The 19,907-nt window shown below is 68.3% G+C and carries 16 protein-coding genes; 8 read left to right on the forward strand and 8 right to left on the reverse strand.

Annotated elements, in window-relative coordinates; genetic code table 11:
• The first annotated feature begins 28 nt into the window (after positions 1–28).
• On the forward strand, positions 29–1,879 hold the full coding sequence (locus ACWEWT_RS22885) for a hypothetical protein (protein WP_452561774.1): 1,851 nt from the start codon (positions 29–31) through the stop codon (positions 1,877–1,879).
• Here the strand turns inward: ACWEWT_RS22885 and ACWEWT_RS22890 are convergent.
• The gene (locus tag ACWEWT_RS22890) at positions 1,815–3,026 is read right to left on the reverse strand and encodes a glycosyltransferase family 4 protein (RefSeq protein ID WP_452561776.1); all 1,212 of its coding nucleotides are present in this window, start codon (positions 3,024–3,026) and stop codon (positions 1,815–1,817) included. The two genes, ACWEWT_RS22885 and ACWEWT_RS22890, sit on opposite strands and share 65 nt — an antisense overlap.
• Positions 3,027–3,366: 340 nt before the next feature.
• On the opposite strand from ACWEWT_RS22890, the gene ACWEWT_RS22895 reads away from it, so the two are divergent.
• Positions 3,367–4,092 carry a class I SAM-dependent methyltransferase gene (locus tag ACWEWT_RS22895; protein WP_452561837.1) on the forward strand — a complete coding sequence of 242 codons (726 nt, stop codon included), beginning with the start codon at positions 3,367–3,369 and terminating at the stop codon, positions 4,090–4,092.
• 1 nt (position 4,093) lies between these two features.
• Here the strand turns inward: ACWEWT_RS22895 and ACWEWT_RS22900 are convergent, their stop codons facing one another.
• From ACWEWT_RS22900 to ACWEWT_RS22920, 5 genes are all read right to left on the reverse strand, one after another.
• Positions 4,094–4,408: a hypothetical protein gene (locus tag ACWEWT_RS22900; protein ID WP_452561778.1), complete on the reverse strand. Its 315-nt coding sequence runs from the start codon at positions 4,406–4,408 to the stop codon at positions 4,094–4,096.
• A gap of 340 nt (positions 4,409–4,748) precedes the next feature.
• Positions 4,749–4,931, reverse strand: coding sequence for a hypothetical protein (locus ACWEWT_RS22905; protein ID WP_452561779.1), 183 nt, complete (start codon positions 4,929–4,931; stop codon positions 4,749–4,751).
• Between the two features lie 276 nt (positions 4,932–5,207).
• Entirely contained in the window at positions 5,208–7,040 is a 1,833-nt protein-coding gene (locus ACWEWT_RS22910) for a phosphoenolpyruvate carboxykinase (GTP) (protein WP_452561781.1), read from the reverse strand.
• Positions 7,041–7,281: 241 nt separating this feature from the next.
• Entirely contained in the window at positions 7,282–8,847 is a 1,566-nt protein-coding gene (locus ACWEWT_RS22915; RefSeq protein ID WP_452561783.1) for a hypothetical protein, read from the reverse strand.
• On the reverse strand, positions 8,834–9,958 hold the full coding sequence (locus tag ACWEWT_RS22920; RefSeq protein WP_452561785.1) for a hypothetical protein: 1,125 nt from the start codon (positions 9,956–9,958) through the stop codon (positions 8,834–8,836). The genes ACWEWT_RS22915 and ACWEWT_RS22920 overlap by 14 nt, the downstream gene beginning before the upstream one ends.
• Positions 9,959–10,082: 124 nt before the next feature.
• On the opposite strand from ACWEWT_RS22920, the gene trmB reads away from it, so the two are divergent.
• The 3 genes from trmB to ACWEWT_RS22935 are packed head-to-tail and all read left to right on the forward strand — an operon-like array spanning position 10,083 to position 15,367.
• Positions 10,083–10,901, forward strand: coding sequence for a tRNA (guanosine(46)-N7)-methyltransferase TrmB (gene trmB / locus ACWEWT_RS22925; RefSeq protein WP_452561787.1), 819 nt, complete (start codon positions 10,083–10,085; stop codon positions 10,899–10,901).
• Positions 10,901–11,629 (forward strand): NYN domain-containing protein, encoded by a 729-nt coding sequence (locus ACWEWT_RS22930; protein ID WP_452561788.1) that lies wholly within the window; start codon positions 10,901–10,903, stop codon positions 11,627–11,629. The genes trmB and ACWEWT_RS22930 overlap by 1 nt, the downstream gene beginning before the upstream one ends.
• Positions 11,630–15,367, forward strand: coding sequence for an MMPL family transporter (locus tag ACWEWT_RS22935; protein WP_452561790.1), 3,738 nt, complete (start codon positions 11,630–11,632; stop codon positions 15,365–15,367).
• Positions 15,368–15,380: 13 nt separating this feature from the next.
• On the opposite strand, the gene ACWEWT_RS22940 is transcribed toward ACWEWT_RS22935, so the two are convergent.
• Together ACWEWT_RS22940 and ACWEWT_RS22945 are read right to left on the reverse strand one after the other, a co-directional pair.
• Entirely contained in the window at positions 15,381–16,034 is a 654-nt protein-coding gene (locus ACWEWT_RS22940) for a DUF1707 SHOCT-like domain-containing protein (protein ID WP_452561838.1), read from the reverse strand.
• Positions 16,035–16,157: 123 nt separating this feature from the next.
• Positions 16,158–17,486: an AI-2E family transporter gene (locus ACWEWT_RS22945; RefSeq protein WP_452561792.1), complete on the reverse strand. Its 1,329-nt coding sequence runs from the start codon at positions 17,484–17,486 to the stop codon at positions 16,158–16,160.
• A 563-nt stretch (positions 17,487–18,049) separates the two neighbouring features.
• Here ACWEWT_RS22945 and ACWEWT_RS22950 point away from each other — a divergent pair.
• Genes ACWEWT_RS22950 through ACWEWT_RS22960 form a run of 3 tightly spaced genes read left to right on the forward strand, consistent with a single transcriptional unit; the run spans position 18,050 to position 19,726 of the window.
• Entirely contained in the window at positions 18,050–18,379 is a 330-nt protein-coding gene (locus tag ACWEWT_RS22950; protein WP_452561794.1) for a hypothetical protein, read from the forward strand.
• The gene (locus ACWEWT_RS22955) at positions 18,360–18,887 is read left to right on the forward strand and encodes a DUF6879 family protein (RefSeq protein ID WP_452561796.1); all 528 of its coding nucleotides are present in this window, start codon (positions 18,360–18,362) and stop codon (positions 18,885–18,887) included. Before ACWEWT_RS22950 ends, ACWEWT_RS22955 begins: the two co-directional genes overlap by 20 nt.
• Positions 18,884–19,726, forward strand: a complete 843-nt coding sequence (locus tag ACWEWT_RS22960; RefSeq protein ID WP_452561798.1) for a helix-turn-helix domain-containing protein — start codon at positions 18,884–18,886, stop codon at positions 19,724–19,726. Before ACWEWT_RS22955 ends, ACWEWT_RS22960 begins: the two co-directional genes overlap by 4 nt.
• The last annotated feature ends 181 nt before the right edge of the window (positions 19,727–19,907 follow it).

Below are 19,907 nucleotides of genomic sequence, written 5' to 3' on the forward strand. Positions count from 1 at the left end.
GCGCCGGGCGAACGTAGGGTGACTGGCCGTGAGCACGCAACGAGCAGGCCGGTGGGCGAATGCGGTACCGGCCGGTTACAGCCTGCTGCTCACCCTTCTCATCACCGCACCGCTGCTGCGTCCCGGATATCTGTTGCTGCGCGATGCCGTGAGCACCCCGCGTTCCTATCCCACCGATGCCGCGCTCGGCCTGGGCGATGCCGCCCCGCGCGCGGTGCCCCAGGACGGATTGCTCGCCGCGCTCTCCCCGGTGGTCGACGGCGGACTGCTGGTGAAGCTCATCCTGGTGACCGCGCTGTGGGCCGCGGGATACGGCGCCGCCCGGCTGGTGCGGGAACTGCTCGGTGCCCCGCTCGCGCCGCAACTGGTCGCCACCACGCTCGTGATCTGGAATCCCTATATCGCCGAGCGGCTGCTGCAGGGCCATTGGAGTCTGCTCACCGGCTACGCCGCCCTGCCCTGGACCGCGCTGGCCGCGCTACGGCTGCGTACCGGCGGGCGTAACGGCTTCGAACGTTTCACGAACTGGTCCGTACTGGCGGGCTGTCTCGCGGCCGCCGGTCTCACCCCGACCGGCGCGCTGCTCGCCGGAACCGTCGCCCTGCTGGTGGCGGGGTGGCGACGCGGTATCGGAATCCTCGTACTCGCGGCCGTGGCCAGCGCTCCGTGGCTGGTCGCCACCGCGGTCTCGGGGGTCGCGGCCGAACCCTCCGATCCCGCCGGCGTCACGGCCTTCGCGGCCCGCGCCGAACCCTGGCTGGCCACCGTGGGCAGTCTCGCCGGGCTGGGCGGTATCTGGAACTCCGAGGCAGTGCCGGTATCGCGGACCACGCCGATCGCCGCGCTCGCGACGGTCCTGCTGCTCACGGTGCTCGTGCTGGGGTTCCGGCGGGTGGTGGCGGCGGACGGCGATCCCGGCCGCACCCGGACCCGCCGTGTGTTGGTCGCATCGGCCGGGGCGGCCGTGCTGGTCCCCGCACTGGCGGCCACTCCCGCCGGGCTGACCTTCATGGAGTGGCTGGTCGTGGAGATCCCCGGCGCGGGACTGTTGCGCGATACCCAGAAGTTCGTGGCGCTGGCCGCCCCCGGTTACGCGCTCTGCGCGGCGGCCGCGTGCCTCGGGTTCACCGGCCGGGTCGAAGAGCCCGCCCGAGATGAAGGGACGACCGACCGCACGGATACACCCACCGGGCCGGACCACTGCACGGCGCGCTGGTCACCGGCACTCGCCGCGCTGTTCATCGGGGTGTTCACCCTCCCGCTGCTCGATCTGGGCTGGGGTGTCGGCGGGCAGATGCGCGCGATCGACTACCCCGGCTCCTGGCACGAGATCGCCGAGCGGATCGACGGACCCGGCGATATCGCCGTTCTACCGGGCGGAATGTTCCGGCGCTTCCCCTACAGCGGCACGGCCCCGGTCCTGGACCCGGCGCCCCGGATACTGCCGCGCGATGTGCTGCAGACCGGCGCGCTACCCGTCCACGATCTGACGGTGACCGGCGAGGGCGCCCGTGCCCAGCTCGTCGAGGATCTGCTGCTCGACGGCGGCCCACCGGATCGGCTGGCTCAGCTCGGTGTCGGCTGGGTCCTGGTGGAACGGGACACTCCCGGCCCGCTCGGGAACTCCGGGGCGACCCTGGAGCGGCTGCGACCGGTCCACAGCACCGGTGAACTGGCGCTGTATCAGGTCCCCGATGTACGGGCCCGTCCCGCGCCGCAGCACCGATCCCTGGTGGTCGCCGCACATTTCCTGTGGGCGCTGCTGCTGGTGGCGCCGCACGCCGTCGTCGCGGCCGGCGGCCCGATGTACCGAATCAGGCGCCGGCCGGGAGCTGAACACGCATCGGCGCGGTCGCCGCATCCTCCCCCGGCGAAATGAGCCCGCTGACCCGCCGGCCGGCCGCCGCGGCCGCCAGTACCCGGTACACCCCGGAAGCGGTGTGCTCCCAGGAGAATTCCCGGGCCCGGGAGCGGGCCTTCTCGCCCATGATCGTGCGGGCGGCCGCGTCGTCGAGCAGTTCACCGACGATATCGGCCAGTTGGTCGGCGTCGTCGGCCAGCACCCCGGTCACCCCGTCGACAATGGAATCGGTGAGACCGCGCGAGGACCGGTAACCGACGGTCGGCACACCGTGCTGGGCGGCCTCGATAACCGCCAGACCCCAGCCCTCTTTACGTGAGGGCAGTACGTGCACCCACGCGCGGGAGAGCAACTCGTGCTTACGGCCCTCGTCGACGTGCCCGTGGAAGGTCACCGCGTCGGCGATACCGAGGGCCGCGGCCTGATCACGGAGTTTGTCCGCCCACCAGCCGCCGCCGATCACATCGAGCCGTATCCCGGGGATCCGGTTCCGCAACCGGGAGACCGCGGTGAGGGCGTCCTCGATCTGCTTGTGCGGTACGAGTCGCGACAGCACCACAACCCGTGGCTCGGCCGAGCGCACCGCCGCGGTGCCGGTGGGTACATGCGCGGGAACGGCCTCGGCCCCGTTACGGACCACCGCGATCCGGGACCGGTCGACACCGAGCGTCGCCAGCTCCTCGGCCGAGGGCAGTGAGACGGTGAGGTACTGGTCGCCGCTGTGCACCCGAGGCGAGAGCACCGATTCGATCCACCAGCCGATCCGGCCCACCAGCCGTCCGGCGACCGGCCACTGCTCCCGGTGCCCGTGATGGACCAGCACGATCGAGGGCACACCCGAGACCACCCGGGCGAAGAAAGGAATGCCGTTCTGGGTGTCGATCACGGCCTCGGGCCGAATACCGCGCAGCGGTCCGAGACCGATCCGGCCCAGCGCGATCGCGGCCAGCGCGCGGGGATACACCGAGAACCGGCCACCACCCCGGCTGATATCGATACCGTCGATGCGCTCCCGCTTCGGCGCTCCCCGATAGCGGGCGGTACGCAGCGTCACCTTCACCCCGCGGGCGGCGAGTTGCGCGCCCACCTGTTCCAGGTACCGCTCGCTACCGCCGCCCTGTGGATGACCGGTATCACGCCAGCAGAGCAGGAGTACTTCGCGCACGTGGGGCTTCTCCGGTCGGCTCGGGTCCCGCGGACGGGACATGGGCATCGCGGTACACCATAACGCCCGGGCGCGTCCGGCAAGTCGCCCACCTGCGTGTCCATTCGATATCGAAGACCGGGTGCCGGGGTTTCCCGGCAGCAGAATTTGTCACCTGTCACAATGTGCGAGACTCGGCATCGTGCTCGACGCCGAGGAATCTTCTGTGGACCGGATAACGCCCGCGACGGGTGGTGCCGTCGATACCGCAGTTCGCCCCGGTGGCGAGCCCGACGATGCGGCCGGCCCGGCCGTCACCCGATCGACGCCGAAACGTTTCCGGTTCGCGCGCCGGGCCACCGTGCGCCGGTCGCTGCGCCTGTTGCACAGTTTCCGCTTCGAGCAGACCGACCCCGCCCGGTTCTACGGCGGTATCGCGACCGACAGCGCCGAATTGCTCGCCGATTTCTACGCCGATCTCACCGGCCGCGATCTCACGGGCACCACCGTGCTCGATGTCGGCGGCGGGCCCGGCTATTTCGCCGACGAATTCGCCCGCGCCGGTGCCCGTTATATCCCGGTGGAACCGGATCCCTCGGAAATGCACGCCGCGGGTATCTCGGTACCGGCCGCGGTGCGCGGTTCCGGAATGGCACTGCCGTTCCGGGACGACGCGGTCGATATCTGTTTCTCGTCCAATGTGGCCGAGCACGTACCGGATCCGTGGCGGATGGCCGACGAGATGGTGCGGGTGACCAGGCCCGGCGGAATGATCGTGCTCTCCTATACCGTCTGGCTCGGCCCGTTCGGCGGCCACGAGACCGGCCCCTGGCATTACCTCGGCGGCGAATACGCGGCCCGCCGGTATCGGCGCCGGAACGGAAAGGAGCCGAAGAACCGTTTCGGTACCTCGCTGTTCGCGATCCGGGCCGCCGACGGTATGCGCTGGTCACGGCGTACACCCGCACATATCCGAGTACTGTTCCCGCGCTACCACCCGCGCTGGGCATGGTGGCTGGTGCGGGTGCCCGGAATCCGGGAGCTATTGGTCAGCAACCTGGTGGTGGTCGCGAGCAAACCCGGCTGATCTACAGCGCCATCTGCGCACGGCTCCGCCCGAGCCGGCCGCGCCAGCCGCTGCGGACCACCGGATCCGCTCGGGTCCACGGTGATTCCTGAATCGCCAGCCCGACGGTTTCGAGAGTGGTGAGTCCGACCAGGTCGGCCAGTCCGCCGACCACCGCCACGGCCTCGGCGGCCTGCATGGCCGCCATCGCCTGCTCGGTGGTCAGGGTCCGTCCGGGTAGGAAGGAAACGACCCAGCCGCCAGTACCGACACTTTTCGCCTGATGGTCGGTCTGGTCGCTGGTCATCAACGTCCGGCCGATCACTTGCACCGCCATGAACACCTCTCCCGGTCGCGGGTATTCGGTTCGATGAATGGAGCGAGCTGATATCTGGCTACCAGCATGCGCCTTCCAGCAACAAAACGCAATAGTGCGTTCGATGAAACACGAACCGCGAGGCGAGATTTCGGAGTGGCGATCACCTGCGCCGATAACATACGGGCGGCCGGTGCCGGGCGAGAATTCACGAATTTTCTTCGCGTGCAGTGCAACACCCGTATACGCCGAAAGTTTGCCACAGTCCCGGGTTTCCGTCGCGCAGAAACGCCGAGTACCCGAAAGAGCATCTACAGCAGACGATCTCGACGACAGTCGGCGAAGAAATTCGTGTAGCAAACTAATCGGTGGCCGGCAACGCCCGCAACACCGGCCGCCCGTCGGTCACCGGGTCGTCGACCGCGACCACCTCGACCCGCCAGCCATCGGGAAGGACCTTCTGCAGCCGGCCCGCGACACGCTGCAGCGGTGTACTCACCGGAATACCGGCGGCGGAATCCGGGGTGATGAATCCGTCGGCCATGTGCCAACCACCTCTCAGGGGTGATCGGCTCGGACACGAACAGCTCGGAGCCGATCGGGCGATATCAGGACGGTCCAATCGGGAGTGCACGGTCGTGAGATCCAGACCTGTCCAGAATAAGGCAACCGGCCCCGTCGAACCCGGCCCCGCACCGGCGGGCACCTCTATCGGTTCCGGCCCGTGACACACCGCGGCCCGCGGCGAAAGGTATTCGCCGCGGGCCGCCGGTCGGAATCCATCGGGTCGTCCGGGCCCGCGCCCGAACGACCGCCGCGCTCACTGCACGCGCTGTTTGAGCGCCTCGAACTCGTCGCGCACGCCCGAGGGCAGCTTATCGCCGACGAATTCGAACCACTCCTCGATGAGCGGGAGCTCGGCCCGCCATTCGTCCACGTTCACCGCGAGTGCCGCGTCGACATCGGCGGCGTCCACATCCAGGCCGGCCAGATCCATCTGAGCGGCGGTGGGCACCTGGCCGATCGCGGTGTTCTCGGCCTCGGCCGAACCCTCGATCCGGCCGACGATCCACTCCAGCACGCGGGAGTTCTCGCCGAAGCCGGGCCACAGGAAACGGCCGTCGTCACCGCGCCGGAACCAGTTCACATAGAAGATCTTGGGCAGTTTGGCCGCATCGGCGTTCTTGCCCAGGTCGATCCAGTGTCCCAGGTAGTCGCCCACGTGGTAACCGAGGAACGGCAGCATGGCCATCGGGTCGCGGCGCACGGTGCCGACCTTGCCCTCGGCGGCCGCGGTCTGCTCCGAGGACAGCGTGGCGCCCATGAACACACCGTGCTGCCAGTCGAAGGATTCGGTCACCAGCGGCACCGTGGTCTTGCGGCGACCGCCGAACAGGATCGCCGAGATCGGCACACCCTGCGGGTCGTCCCATTCGGGGGCCAGCGTCGGGCACTGGGACATGGGGGTGCAGTACCGGGAGTTGGGGTGCGCGGCCAGTGTCTCGGTCTCCCGCAGATTCCAGTCGTTGCCCTTCCAGTCGATCAGATGATCGGGCTCACCCTCCAGACCCTCCCACCACACATCGTTGTCGTCGGTGCGCGCGACATTGGTGTAGACGGTGTTACCGGCCTCCAGCGTCTCCATGGCGTTGGGGTTGGAGGAGCGGTTGGTACCGGGCGCGACACCGAAGAAACCGAATTCGGGGTTCACCGCGTAGAGACGACCGTCCGCCCCGAAACGCATCCAGGCGATATCGTCGCCCAGGGTCTCCGCACGCCAGCCCGGCACGGTGGGCTGGATCATGGCGAGGTTGGTCTTACCGCAGGCGCTCGGGAAGGCGGCCGCGATGTAGTAGTTCTTGTTCTCCGGGGAGATCAGCTTGAGGATCAGCATGTGCTCGGCCAGCCAGCCCTCGTCGTGGGCCATGGCCGAGGCGATCCGCAGCGAGTAGCACTTCTTGCCGAGCAGCGCGTTCCCGCCGTAGCCGGAGCCGTAGCTCCAGATCTCGCGGTCCTCGGGGAAGTGGGTGATGTACTTGGTGTCGTTGCACGGCCACGGGACATCGGCCTGGCCCTCGGCCAGCGGCGCGCCCACCGAATGCAGTGCCTTCACGAAGGGCCGATCCGTGCCCAGCGAGTCCAGCGCCGCCCGGCCCATCCGGGTCATCACCCGCATGGAGACCACGACGTATTCCGAATCGGTGATCTCGACGCCGAGCTTGGGGTCGTCGGCACCGAGGGGGCCCATGCAGAACGGCACCACGTACATGGTGCGGCCCTTCATCGAGCCCCGGTAGAGCTCGGTCATCGTCGCCCGCATCTCCGCGGGCTCGACCCAGTTGTTGGTCGGGCCGGCGTCGTCGGCGGTCTTCGAACAGATGAAAGTGCGCGATTCGACCCGGGCCACGTCGGAAGGATCGGATAAAGCCAGGAACGAGTTCGGCTTCTTCTTCTCGTCGAGCTTCTGGAACGTGCCCGCCGCGACTAGCTGGGTGGTGAGCCGGTCCCATTCCGCGTCGGAACCGTCCGCCCAGACGACTCGCTCCGGCTGAGTCAGTTCGGCGACCTCCTGAACCCAGGCGAGCAGTTCGCTGTGTTCGGTCGGCGCGGTGCCGTCGGATCCACGAAGACCGGGAATGGTCGCTGAGGTCATGAAAACTCTCCTGAAATGGGCGACGAAGTATGCTTCCGCCCTGGCCCTTGGGCCCGTGACCAGCGCGAAAACACCTAGCGCCACCATTGGCGGGTGAGGCTTCCGCAACGGTCCATCCTGTGCACCGCCGGATCGGGGCAGTGTACTAAGGGCGATGCGGACGCCCAGGTTCCTGTCTAGAGGTTAACGCGGTATTGCGCCTCCTATGGAATCGGGTTGCCGATCAATAGGGGTGGACAAACTATTTTCCGGAAGCCGGTGTCCACTGCTCCAGTATCTGTCGGTCCCGGGCGCAGGCGGCGAGCCGGCCGGGCTGCCCGGTGGTCGCGCGGCGCAATGCCGTCTCGAGCTCGGCGACCCGGCGATCCACATCCACCATGCCCGCCGCCGCGGCCCGCACCATTTCGTCGGACAGGTCGGATTCGGTCTCCACCAGCGCCGTTACCGCTCGCTGCTCGAGCTGGGCTTTCACATTCGCGACCGCGTCGGCGACCCATTGCCGCAGATGATCACGATCGGCGAGCTGGCGGCGCGCCCGCACAACCCACGCGGCCGCGCCCGCACCGAGCAGCAGGGTGACCGGAACGCTCGCCGCGTCCAGCGCGGGCACCAACGACAGCGGCGATACCATCAGCCGTCCCAGACCGACCCCGGCCGAGGCACCCAACACGATCATCAGGTGATCTTCGACACCCCCGGCCCGGGGTTGCGGATCGGGACCGAGCGTGGGCGCCGGCTCGTACCGCAGCGGGGGTGTGCCCTCCGGCGGCGCCATACTCGCGGGATGCGCGGCGGCCGCCCGCACCCGCAGTTCGGTAAGCCGGGCGGCGATATCCATATCCACCGTCGCGGTCAATTGACCCACCGCCTGCCGCAGCCGCTCCGGGAAGGCGCGGCGGCCCGCCCGGTCCATGCCGTCCAGTTCGGCCCGCGCCTCGGTATGCAGCGCCCGGACCCGGGACCCGACCTGGGTGAGCAGATCGACCCGGGCCAGATTGATCTGGGCCCGCAGGGTGGACACGGCCACCGCACGACCGCCGTCGCGATCGGCCAACAGTCGGGCCCGCTCCCCGCGCAGCAGCTCGGCTTCGGTACCCGACCGCAGCAGCGCCTCTTCCTGCACGATGCGCTCGCGGGTCCCGGCGACGACCTGCGCCACCGCCGCCGCACGGCGCGCGCTCGCGGTCGCGGTATCGGTGGTGAACTCGACCAGCCGGGCGTGCAACGCCCCGAGTCCGGAACGATCGAGCAGGGTCGAATCGGCCCCGGTGCGGGCGGCCATGGCCAGGCGGGCCGAGACGGGCACGATCTCACAGTCCAGATCCGCGGCGGCCAGCAGCTCGGCGCAGCGGTCACGGACCAGCTGCCAGTCCTTGTGCGCGTGGGTGCCGTTCAACACCAGCAGGACGCGCGCCCCCTCCGCACCCAGACGGCGCGCCGTGTCGAGCTCCGCCGCGCCGATGACCACTCCCGCGTCCAGGATCAGCAGCACCACCGCCCCCGGCGCCGCGCTCACCCACGGATCGGATGTCGGCGCGCTCAGCTCCACCCGCGGTTCGATCCGGGTCAGCTCGGTACGCAGCAACGCGGTATTGGCGTCATCGGCGCCGACGAGCCGAACCTCCGCGGCGGTGCCGGTCACCGACACTGTGCGCAGTAGCGCCATACCCTGCGGATTCCAGCGTGCCACCACCTCGGCCACCCGATCGGGCAGCTCGTTACCGGGCGGCGTCGTGTCCTCGGCCACCGGTTCCCGGGAGGTCTCCGGGAGACCTGCGTCCGCCGGCCCCCGGTCAGAGTCCGACACTGCTCATCCGCTCCCACATCCGGACGTAACCGTTGTGGACCCGGACGGCCGCCCGGCGGGCACCCGGCGCCATCTCACCGGCCACCACCGCCCGCCACCGGATGGCGCGGGCCAGGGCGTCGTCGGCATCCTCGGGCTCCGGCCGGGGGTAGCCGGCGGCCAGATGCGCGACCTCCGGGTCGACCAGACCGCCGCACAGGGCGAGCCACCGCGCCTCGTCGGTATCCAGATATTCGGTGATCAGCGCGCGGGCCCGGCTACGTCCGTGCGGTACCGCGCGCGCCGCCAACCGGGTCAGTTCGTCGATCAGGGTGCCGGCCCGCCGCGATATCGCCTGCTGATAGCGCTGCCCGAGCAGGCGCGCCACCGGGTCGACCCCGCTGACCACGTGCAGGATCTGGAGCACGGTCTGCGGCGCGAGCTCCGGTTCGTGGCGCAGCGCGGCGAGCACACACGCCAGCCCGTACAGATCCCAGCGTTCGAGCAGTTCCGCGCGTTCGGCGGTATCGGGTCCGGCGGCCGGGGAGACGAACGCCTCGGCCGACACCGCCACCGCCGTACCGGATTGCGCCAGCCGCCGCAGCAATGCCAGATCGGTCTCCTGGAAAGCGCCGGAAACGGTCCGCGCGGCCAGTGAACCGACCATCGGGAAGGTGGGCAGCCCGAACTCCCGGCCGAACCGGCCGGCCGCCCCCACCGCGTCGGCCCAGCCGGTACCGATGGCGTCGGCCTTGTTCAGCACCAGAATCGTGCGTTCCGGCCGCAACGACGCCAGGATCCGGCGGTCCCCCGGCGACGGCGTACTGGCCAGGACATAGACGACGATATCGGCGTCCAGCACCGGATCGGGGAACCCCGGTTCGTCCACCGGGGCGGTCTCCACGCCCGGCTGTAATCCGAGGGCTCCGGATACCGTGGTCCGCCCGGCCCGGGTCCGCCCGGCGACCTGCGCGCGCGGCAGGGTCCGCCAGCGCTGCACCGCCACTTCGATACCGTTCGCGATCCCCGCGTCCGCGCCGTCGCCCATCCGGAGCGTGGAGATCAACCGGTCCAGCGGATCCCCCGGCCCCACCTCACGCATATATCCGTCCGATCCCTCGACTGCCGACACGCGCGACACCCCCTTCTTCCGGTGCGCATTCTGTCAGAACCCGGGCCGTGACGCGGCGGGTGCGGACCGAGCCGGTCCTACCAACCGGTAGCCCCTACCGGTCCGTTGCGTCCCGGAACCGGCCATGCTGGACAATAGGGCTGTGAACGACGCCGTGCACCCCAGCTCCGAGTCCGTTCCGGTCGCCCTCTCGGAAACGTCCGGCGATACCGGAGGCCAGCGGCGACGACATGGTGGTTCCCGCCTCTACCCGCGGGTCACCAGCTTTCGCTCCCGGCGCGGTGCGCTCACCCCGAACCAGCAGAGATCCTGGGACCGCAGCTGGCCGGTACTCGGCCGCGAGGTCGCCGACGAACCGCTCGACGCCGACGCCTGGTTCGGCCGCCGGGCGCCGCTGGTGATAGAGATCGGCTGTGGAACCGGGACCGCGACCGCCGCGATGGCGCTCGCCGAACCGGAACTGAACCTCATCGGTGTCGAGGTCTACCAACCCGGATTGGCCCAGCTCGTCCAGCGGATCGAGCGCGAGGAGATCGGTAATGTCCGGCTGCTGCGCGGCGATGCGGTGGATGTGCTGGAGAACATGATTGCTCCCGGATCGCTGACCGGTGTGCGGGTGTTCTTCCCGGACCCGTGGCCCAAGGCCCGCCATCACAAGCGCCGGCTGTTGCAGCCGGCCACCGTCGCCCTCATCGCAGACCGGTTGCGGACCGGCGGTGTGCTGCACGTGGCCACCGATCATGCCGGATACGCCGAGCACATCGCCGAGGTCGGCGCGGCCGAACCGCTGCTCATCGGGTTGAACGAAACCACGGGCGGTACGAACGCCACGCGACGTGAGGCCTCGCCGATCGGTTTCGAACGACCGGTCACCAAATTCGAGAGCAAGGCACACACCGCCGGAAGTGCGATCAACGAGTTCATATGGGGCAAGATCGAATGATGAGCGTCAGTGAGATGGCCCCGACCGGCGACGAGGTTGCCGAAAGTCTGCACGAATCCGGCGACGAGGCCGTCGGCCCCGAAGCGGACGGGTTGCGGCGGGTCCTGCTGGTCTGGGACGCACCGAACCTGGACATGGGCCTGGGTGCCATCCTCGGCGGGCGGCCCACCGCCGCCTATCGGCCCCGTTTCGACGCGCTCGGCCGGTGGCTGCTGGCCCGTACCTCCGAACTCTCCGTCGGCGAGAAGCAGCGGCTGGAACCCGAAGCCACCGTGTTCACCAATATCGCGCCCGGGACCGCGGATGTGGTCCGCCCGTGGGTCGAAGCGCTACGCAATGTCGGTTATGCCGTTTTCGCCAAGCCGAAGATCGACGAGGATTCCGATGTCGACTCGGATATGCTCGGCCATATCGCCCAACGCACCCGGGGTGCGGGACTGGCCGGAATCATCGTGGCCTCGGCGGACGGCCAGGCGTTCCGCGAGCCGCTTGAACAACTGGCCGAAGACGGCATCCCGGTTCAGGTGCTCGGGTTCCGCGAGCACGCGAGTTGGGCAGTAACATCCGATACTCTCGAATTCGTCGACCTCGAGGACATCCCGGGAGTTTTCCGTGAACCGCTCCCCCGGGTGAGCCTCGACTCGCTGCCCGACGAGGGTGCCTGGCTGCAGCCGTTCCGGCCGCTGTCGGCGCTACTCACCTCTCGCCCCGCACAAGGAGTCGCTTAAGTGTTCACCCGCTGGGGCGATCTGGTCTATCGGTTGCGATTCGCCGTTATCGGAGTTGTCGTCGCCGGGATGCTGGGCCTCGGGGCCTACGGTCTCGGGCTGGCCGACCATCTGAGCTCCAGCGGCCTGTTCGATCCGAACTCCGAATCCGTCAAGGCTGCCGAACTGTCCGACGGGGCGTGGGGACGTGACCACCAGGCCGATGTGCTGGTGCTCTACACCGCGCCCGAAGGCCAGACCATCGACAGTGATCCGGCGTTCCGGGACAAGATCGTCGACAGCCTGAACCGGCTGCCCCGGGAGCATCCGGATCAGATCGACAAGGTCAACGGCGCCTATTGGAAGACCGAGACCGGCGAAGCCCAGCCCGCGGTCTTCGGTTCCAAGGACAAGACCAAGACCTTCGCCTCCATCGCGATCGTCGGCGACAATGACACCGATATGGTCCGCAACTTCCGGGCCGTCAAGGACGTTTTCGATATCGACGGCGTCAATGTTCAGGTCGCGGGTCTACAGCCGGTTTCGGGCACGCTCAACGACACCATGGCGCACGACCAGCACCGGATGGAGATCCTGGCGATCCCCGCCGTGGGCGTCCTGCTGTTCTTCATCTTCGGCGGCGTGGTGGCCGCGGCACTACCGCTGATCATCGGTGGCCTGACCATCATCAGTGCCAACGGCATCATCATGATGCTGACGAAAGTCACCGAGGTGAACTCGTTCGTCGGGGCAGTGGTCTCGATGATCGGTCTCGGTCTGGCCATCGACTACGGGCTGTTCATCGTCAGCCGGTTCCGCGAAGAATTGGCCGAGGGTTACGACACCCGCGCCGCCGTCCGCCGCTCCGTGGTCACCGCCGGCCGGACGGTCATCTTCTCCGCGACCATGATCATCGCCAGCCTCGGCGGTCTGCTCCTGTTCCCGCAGGGCTTCCTCAAATCCATGGCCTACGGCACCATCGCCACTGTCGCGCTGGCCGCTCTGGCTTCGATCACCCTGCTGCCCGCCATGCTGAGTGTGCTGGGCAAACGGGTGGATATGCTCAGCTTCAAGCAGATCCGCAAGACCAAATCCGCCGAGGAGGTGGAGGCCAGTTTCTGGGGTCGGGCCACCACCTGGGTCATGCAGCATCCCCTCAAGATCGCCATCCCGATCTGTGTACTGCTCCTGCTGCTGATCATCCCGGTGAAGAACCTGGCCTTCGGCGGTATGAGCGAGCGTTACCTGCCGCCGGACAACGCGACCCGCGTCGCGCAGGAGGATTTCGACAAGACCTTCCCGCTGCGCCAGTCCGATCCGATCCAGTTGATCTTCATCGGCGATAACACGCGGTCGATCGCGAAGGTGATGAAGGAGGCCGACAAGGCTCCGGGTCTCGCGGACGCCTCCGGCTTCTCGGTCCCCTCCCAATCTCCCGAGCGCAAAGATCTCTACCGGTCGAGCGCCACACTCCTCGATTCCGAGGACTACGAACCGACCGTCGACTATCTCCGATCGATAGAAGTGCCCGACGATGTGACCATGCTGGTCGGCGGTCAGCCGACGCTGCAGATGGACAGTATCGACGCGCTGCTCGACCGGATCCCGCTGATGATCGCCCTGGTGCTGCTGGTCACCACGGTGCTGATGTTCCTGACCTTCGGCTCGCTGGTGTTGCCCATCAAGGCCGCGTTGATGAGCGCGCTCGGCCTCGGCTCCACCCTCGGCATTCTGACCTGGATATTCGTCGACGGGCACGGCGCGGGTCTGCTGAACTTCACCCCGCAGGCGATCATGTCGCCGGTGCTGGTGCTGATCATCGCGATCATCTACGGCCTGTCCACCGACTACGAGGTGTTCCTGCTGTCGCGGATGGTCGAGGCGCGCGCCATGGGTGCCTCCACCACCGAAGCGGTCCGTATCGGTACCGCGCACACCGGCCGCATCATCACCGCGGCCGCGCTGATCCTGCTGGTGGTCACCGGCGCGTTCGCGTTCTCCGATCTGGTGATGATGCAGTACATCGCCTACGGCATGATCGCCGCGCTCATCATCGACGCCACCATCCTGCGTATGCTGCTCGTCCCGGCGACCATGAAACTGCTCGGCGACGACTGCTGGTGGGCCCCGGCCTGGATGAAGCGGATCCAGCAGAAGATCGGTCTGGGCGAACCCATCCTCGATGACGAGCGCCCGGGCGGCGGCGATGTGGTCGACCTGGTCAAGACCACTCCGGTCACCGATCCGGTCACCATGCAGATGCCGGCGATCGACTCCGGGAAGCAGCGCAAGACACCGGTACTCAAACGCAGCCGCGAGGAGATCGAGGCGGCCGCGCCCACCGCGCATATGCAGGCGGTGCCCAAGGGACAGCGCGCCCGCAAACAGGACCCGGCCCCCGGCGAGCCGAAGGCTCCCAAACAGCAGATGCCCACCCCGCCGGACCCGACCCGTCCGCGCGCGAATCCGCCCGCCGACGGTCCCGGTGAATCCGGCCGCGGCGCCGAGGAACCGCGCGGTCCGCGCCCGCCCGTCGAGGGGCGGGGCCCGCAGCCGTCCGCGACGCGATCTCCTGCCGAGAACCCGGCGCCGCACCGGAATCCGCAACAACCCGCGGGTGGTCCCGAGCCCGGCACCTCTCCGGCACCCGGCCCGGCCCCGGCCCGCCCGCCCGGCCGCGCGCCCGAAGTCGGTCGCGGACCCGGCGCCCCGGGACCCGAGGCCGGACGCGGGTCCGGTCCGCGCACCGATTTCCGGCCGCAACCCGGTCGAGCGCCCGGTGGTCAGCCCGGCCCCGGCCGCCCCCAGCCGAACCAGCCGGGCCCGAACCAGCCGGGCCCGAACCAGCCGGGCCCGGATCAGCCGGGCCCGACCGCCGAGGCGCAGCGCACTCCGCCCCCGGGACGGCCCCAACCGGGCTCGCCCCGGCCCGGTTTCGCCACGCCGAACCTGCGCGGCCTGTTCGCCTCCGAGCCCACCGAGGATGCCGAAGGCCAGAATACGAGCGGCCGCACCGTCTATCCGACGCCCGCCGACGCTCCCCCGCTGCCACCCACCCCACAGCAGGCTCGGACCAGCGGCACCACACCACCCCGCCCCCGGCCGGAGAGTTCACTGCGGATACCGGGTGCCCCCGGACAGCCCGGTGGCGCCACCAGACCACCCGCGCCGCCGCGTCCGCCGGCCGCCGAAGGACGTCCGCCCGGGCGCCCCGGACCGGGGCAGCAGCCCGGCGGTCGGGTGGGAGACGGTAACCGTCCCGTTCCGGGCCAGGCTCCGGCCCGGCCGCCGCTGCCACCGCGCCGCCCGGGCCCCGATGCCCCACCGGATACGCGGTCACCGCAGGACCAGGGTTCGCAGCCGCGGCCGCTCCCACGGATCCCCGATCCCGGTACCGCTCCGGGGGCGCCCGCCTCGGGCCTGCCCGAACTCCCGCGCCGGGTGCCGGGCGCACAGCCGCCGGCGGTACCCGGTCTCTACCGGGCTCCGGAGCCGCCGACCCGGCCCGCCGAACGTCCGGCCCCCAGCACACAGCGACCCGACAGCCTGGCCCAGCAATCGGCCGAAGGGCCCGGCGACCGGCAGAATCCGGATCCACGCGAACGCAACAGCATCGAATCGTGGATGGCGGGTCTGCGTTCGGCCCGCCGTCAACAGGCCGGTACCGGTACTCCGGCCGACGACAGTGGACGCCACCAGCACGGTGAGGGCCGGTCGGTCAGCGTGAACGAACTGCTGCGTCGGCGCGAACAGGATTAGCGGCGCCCGGGATTCACTGCCCGAGCAGCCGCCGCCACTGGGCCATGAAGGGCTGTTTGGCGGTGACCGAACCGAATCGGACCCGGCCGTGCACCAGCAGATGCAGCGGGCCGATCGGCGGGCCGCTGCGCACTTTGTTGTTGACACTGGATCCGACCAGTTCGAGGCCGTCCAGATCGACCGTGGCCTCCTGCGGCACCACCAGGGTGAGCGAACTCGCGTAGTCGTCGACCTGGATCTCCACCACCTGGGTGGTCATGATCGCCTGGGTGAAATCCAGGGTTACCCCGGACAACCAGCTGTTGACCCGCAGCAGGGGCGCGACCTGCCAGTTGCCCCGGCGATTCACCCCGGACATACGCGGCCGGATGATCCCGCCCTGCACCACCGCCGCCAGTCCCGAACCGGTGGATTCACCGGGATGCGGGACCGGTAAGGGCTTACCGTGCGGCGCCGGCCCGGTGGTCGCGGGTTCACCGATCAGCCGGACCCCGGGCAGGTCGACGAGCACCGAGTTCAGTTCCCCCCGGGTCCGGGAGGCCAACGCGGTATCCATCCGCTCGGTGAACTCCCCCAGCGACAGCATGCCCAGACCGACCGCGCGCTGCAGCAGTTGGCCGACGTGTTCCCGTTCCGCATCGGAAACACGCAGGTCCCGGTTGCCCACCTGGCTACCGGGACCCGCACCGTCGAAAACCGGATCGGAGCCGTTCATAGTTCCGAGATTACCCAGCGGCTCCGGGATCCCGCATCAGGGCATTCCCCGATGCGGGGGTGACCGACGATACGGTCAGCCCTGCTCATCTCGGGTTTCGCGCCGATCGGTGACCGTCTTCTGCTCGAGCTCAGGAGCGAGCTCGGACTCGGGCCGGCTCTGCTCCGAGTCGGTGGTCCGGGCCAGCGGTAGCCGCCGCTGCGCCTCGGCGAGCAGGGCACCGATATCGAAACGGCCCAGGGTCTGCGCTCCGGCGGCGGAATTGTCGCCGCTCTCCGGTGAATCCGGTTCGGCCACATAGATTCCTTTCCGGTCCGGGGTCAGTTCGCCCAGCAGTTCCTCGGGGTCGGTGGCGAGCAGCGAGCGGATGGCGGTATTGAGCACCGCGACCAGCGGTACGGCCAGCAGACCACCGGCGATACCGCCCAGCACCACACCGGCGGCGATGGCGAGCACCACCGCGAGCGGATGGATTCGCACGGCCCGCCCGAGCAACAACGGTTGCAGCACATGCCCCTCCAGCTGCATCACCGCGACGATGATGCCGAGCACGATGAGCGCGGTCACGAATCCCTTGGTCACCAGCGCGATGAACACCGCCACGAACCCGGCCAGGAACGCACCGATGATCGGAATGAACGCGCTGATGAACACCAGCGACCCCAGCGGCAGCGCGAGCGGTACCCCCAGCAGGGCCAGTCCGGCGCCGATACCGATCGCGTCCACCGCGGCGACCACGACGGTGGCCCGCACGAACCCCACCAGCGAACCGAATCCGAGTTCCCCGGCGGTACGTACCCGTTCCCGATGCGCGGCCGGCACCACCCGGGTGACGAACCGCCAGATCTGATCGCCGCTGTAGAGCAGGAAGATGAGAATGAACAGGGTCAGGAAGGTACCCGTGAGAATGTGCCCGATCATGGTGGCGGTGGTGAGCGCACCGCTGGTGAGCGTGTCCTGATTGGACTGGATGGCCCGGACCGTGGCATCACCGGCATTGCGGATCTGCTCATCGCTCAGATGCATCGGACCGTTGATGGCCCAGTCCTGCACCTCGTGAATGCTGTTGGTGAACTCGTCGGAGAGCTGCGGCACACCCACCACGAACTGCTCCACCACGAAGGTCACCACACCGGCGACCAGCCCCAGCGAACCGACCAGCGCCACGAAGACACCCAGCCCGCGCGGTACGCCCCGCCGCTGCATCCAGTCCACCAGCGGCGCGAGCAACGCTGCGGCCAGCATGGCGATGGCCAGCGGGATCACTACCGTATCGAGGCGTCGCACGGCCGCCGCGAGCACCGCGACCAGGGCGAAGATCACCAGCAGCCGCCAGGCCCATTCGGCGGTCTGCCGGACGATCGGGTGAACGGCGTCTGCGGCAGATGGTTTCGGCTCGGTCACGTGGTCGAGCCTAGTCACGGCGGCAGCAGGGTTGCGGAGGTGCGCAGAACGCGCACCTCCGGTGGCCGGCCGCCCTGCTCCGGGAGCACGGCTCCGGGGCGCGCCGCACCACTTCACGGCTGATCTGGCACCAGTCGTATGCCCTGCATCGCCGCTTTGTCGACGACCCGGCCCAGCTCCAGCTCGATATCGAACTCGGACGGGGCGGCACCACACTTCGCGATCATGTTGTGCGCCTCCTCCCGAATGCGGTCCTTGTCCGTAACGAACCGCGACACCCCGAAAGCGGGTGCGTACAAGTACCACTGCGACCCGTAGCAACTCACTGTGACCGAGAACAGCACGACCGCCCCTTATCCGTCGATGGCTCGCACGCCGCGCCGAGGAAACGACACCCGACGCGGCGGCCGAGCCCGACGCTAGAGATTCCGGTAGGTCTGATGACATAAACTTGACAAAATTTGTCACAAATTCTTGGAACAGGTGGAACATGCCGAAATCCGAGGCAATATTGGATCCTGGAGTGTCACACACGGTCACACTCCAGGACGGGAGCCGAGATCATGCGCTTACAGTTCCTCGGTAAAGGTGGCTCGAATGTCGGCGAGTGCCCTTCGCTGTACGTCAGCGACCAGGACACATACGTTGTTCAGGGCTGGGTCACCGAGCAAGCGGCGACGGTGGAAATTCCGCACTTGCTGACCGGGTTCGCGGAGCTGGGTACCTTCATCGGTGCCACGATGACCGACACGGGACGGGGAACGTTCACCCTGACCGGTCGCCCCATCACAGAGCCTGGCACGCTGGCACAACTCGACCTGGCCGACGACGAGACGGCAATCGAGGTGCCGAAGCTGGAGAGGAGTTACTACGGTGCTACTGCTGCAAGCTGATCCGTATCCGGATCTTCTCCGGTCATGCGCACGGGAAGCGTTTCATCTCGAGGTTCGTGACTCCTACGGCGTGGCCGTCGAAACAGCACCGCTGCGACGGTTTCTCTCTGGTGAGCGAGATCTCGACTACGAGTGGTTCCGCCCATGGCAGTCGATCGTCGAGGAAGTGACCGCGCGGGGTGTCGATGTCCGCCGGGTGCGAGTGGTATCCGAACCGCTGACCGACTACCACCGCTGGACCTTGACAGTCACTCCGGAGAACATCCGGGCGGGAGAAGACATTCGGTACCTACCGCGGCACCGTGCCGAGTGGGTTCCGGCAGAGGACTTCTGGCTCTTGGACGATGAACGAGCAGTGTTCCACACTCGCGATCCGGAGGGGCGAGGGCTCGGCGTGGCAGTAACCACCGAAGCGTGGATCGTCGACCACTGCACAAGAATCAAGCAGGACATGTGGGATCAGGCCACACCGTTCGACGACTATGCGGCGGCCGGCTCTCCGCAGTGACCGACTCGGTTCACGACCAGCGAGTAGCGCTCGGCAAACGCCTTCGTGAGATGCGGAAGGACGCCGGACTCACCGGACGCCGGCTCGCCGAACTGGCGGGCTGGCACGAGTCGAAGGTGTCCAAGATCGAAACCGGAGACCGTAGCCCCACCGAAAAAGATCTGCACCAGTACTGCTCCCACTCCGGCACCGGAGACCAACTCCCCGACCTCGTAGCCACCGTTCGCAATATCGAAGCCGCCTACCTCGAATGGCGCCGGGTACTCAACGCAGGGACCAGGCGCCGACAGGAACGATCGATATCTCTGGCCGAGCAAACCAGGCTCATGCGGATCTTCGATCCCATGCTGATACCAGGCATGATCCAGACCTCCGAATATGCCCGGGCAGTGCTACGCCGAGGCGTCGAGTTCTATCGGATACCCGACGACGTCGATCAGGGAGTATCCAAACGCCTGGAACGTCAGCAGGTCCTGTATCGGGGCGACCATCGGTTTCATATCCTGATCGCGGAACAGGCGTTGTCCACCACCGTCGGCGGCCAGTCGGTCATGATCGGGCAGCTCGACCGGCTTCTAGCGGTCATCGGGCTTCCACGGGTTCTGCTCGGCATAGTTCCATCCGCAGCAGAATGGCGAGCACCGGCAACGAACTTCGTCATGTTCGACGATCGGATGGTTCTGGTCGAGGCGATCTCAGCGGAACTGACCATCACTCAGCCCCGCGAGATTGCGCTCTACCAGCGCGCTTTCGAGACACTGGCCGGCCAGTCGGTAACCGGCACAGCTGCCCGGGACCTCATCCGCGCAGCCCTGGAACGGCGACGCGCACTACCCTAGCGTTCGGCAGACAACCCGCCCGATAATTGCGGCAGGGGTGAGCCGCTCCCGCGAAGCACTCGGTTCCGCCGTGGGTATTCCACAGGTACCGAGCGCCGTCTGGAACTCCGCCGCGGACCGACAGTCATCGGCATATCCCCGAATGCCTGTTCGATCGGTTTCCGCATCACCGCACCCCGGG

The sequence above is a fragment of the Nocardia sp. NPDC003963 genome, assembly GCF_053605105.1.

Bases quoted from the DNA above. Each gene is read 5' to 3' on its own strand.
- ACWEWT_RS22900 (WP_452561778.1), bottom strand. From the start codon at position 4,408: ATGGCGGTGCAAGTGATCGGCCGGACGTTGATGACCAGCGACCAGACC.
- ACWEWT_RS22905 (WP_452561779.1), bottom strand. From the start codon at position 4,931: ATGGCCGACGGATTCATCACCCCGGATTCCGCCGCCGGTATTCCGGTG.
- ACWEWT_RS22910 (WP_452561781.1), bottom strand. From the start codon at position 7,040: ATGACCTCAGCGACCATTCCCGGTCTTCGTGGATCCGACGGCACCGCG.
- trmB (WP_452561787.1), top strand. From the start codon at position 10,083: ATGCTGGACAATAGGGCTGTGAACGACGCCGTGCACCCCAGCTCCGAG.
- ACWEWT_RS22930 (WP_452561788.1), top strand. From the start codon at position 10,901: ATGAGCGTCAGTGAGATGGCCCCGACCGGCGACGAGGTTGCCGAAAGT.
- ACWEWT_RS22950 (WP_452561794.1), top strand. From the start codon at position 18,050: ATGCGCTTACAGTTCCTCGGTAAAGGTGGCTCGAATGTCGGCGAGTGC.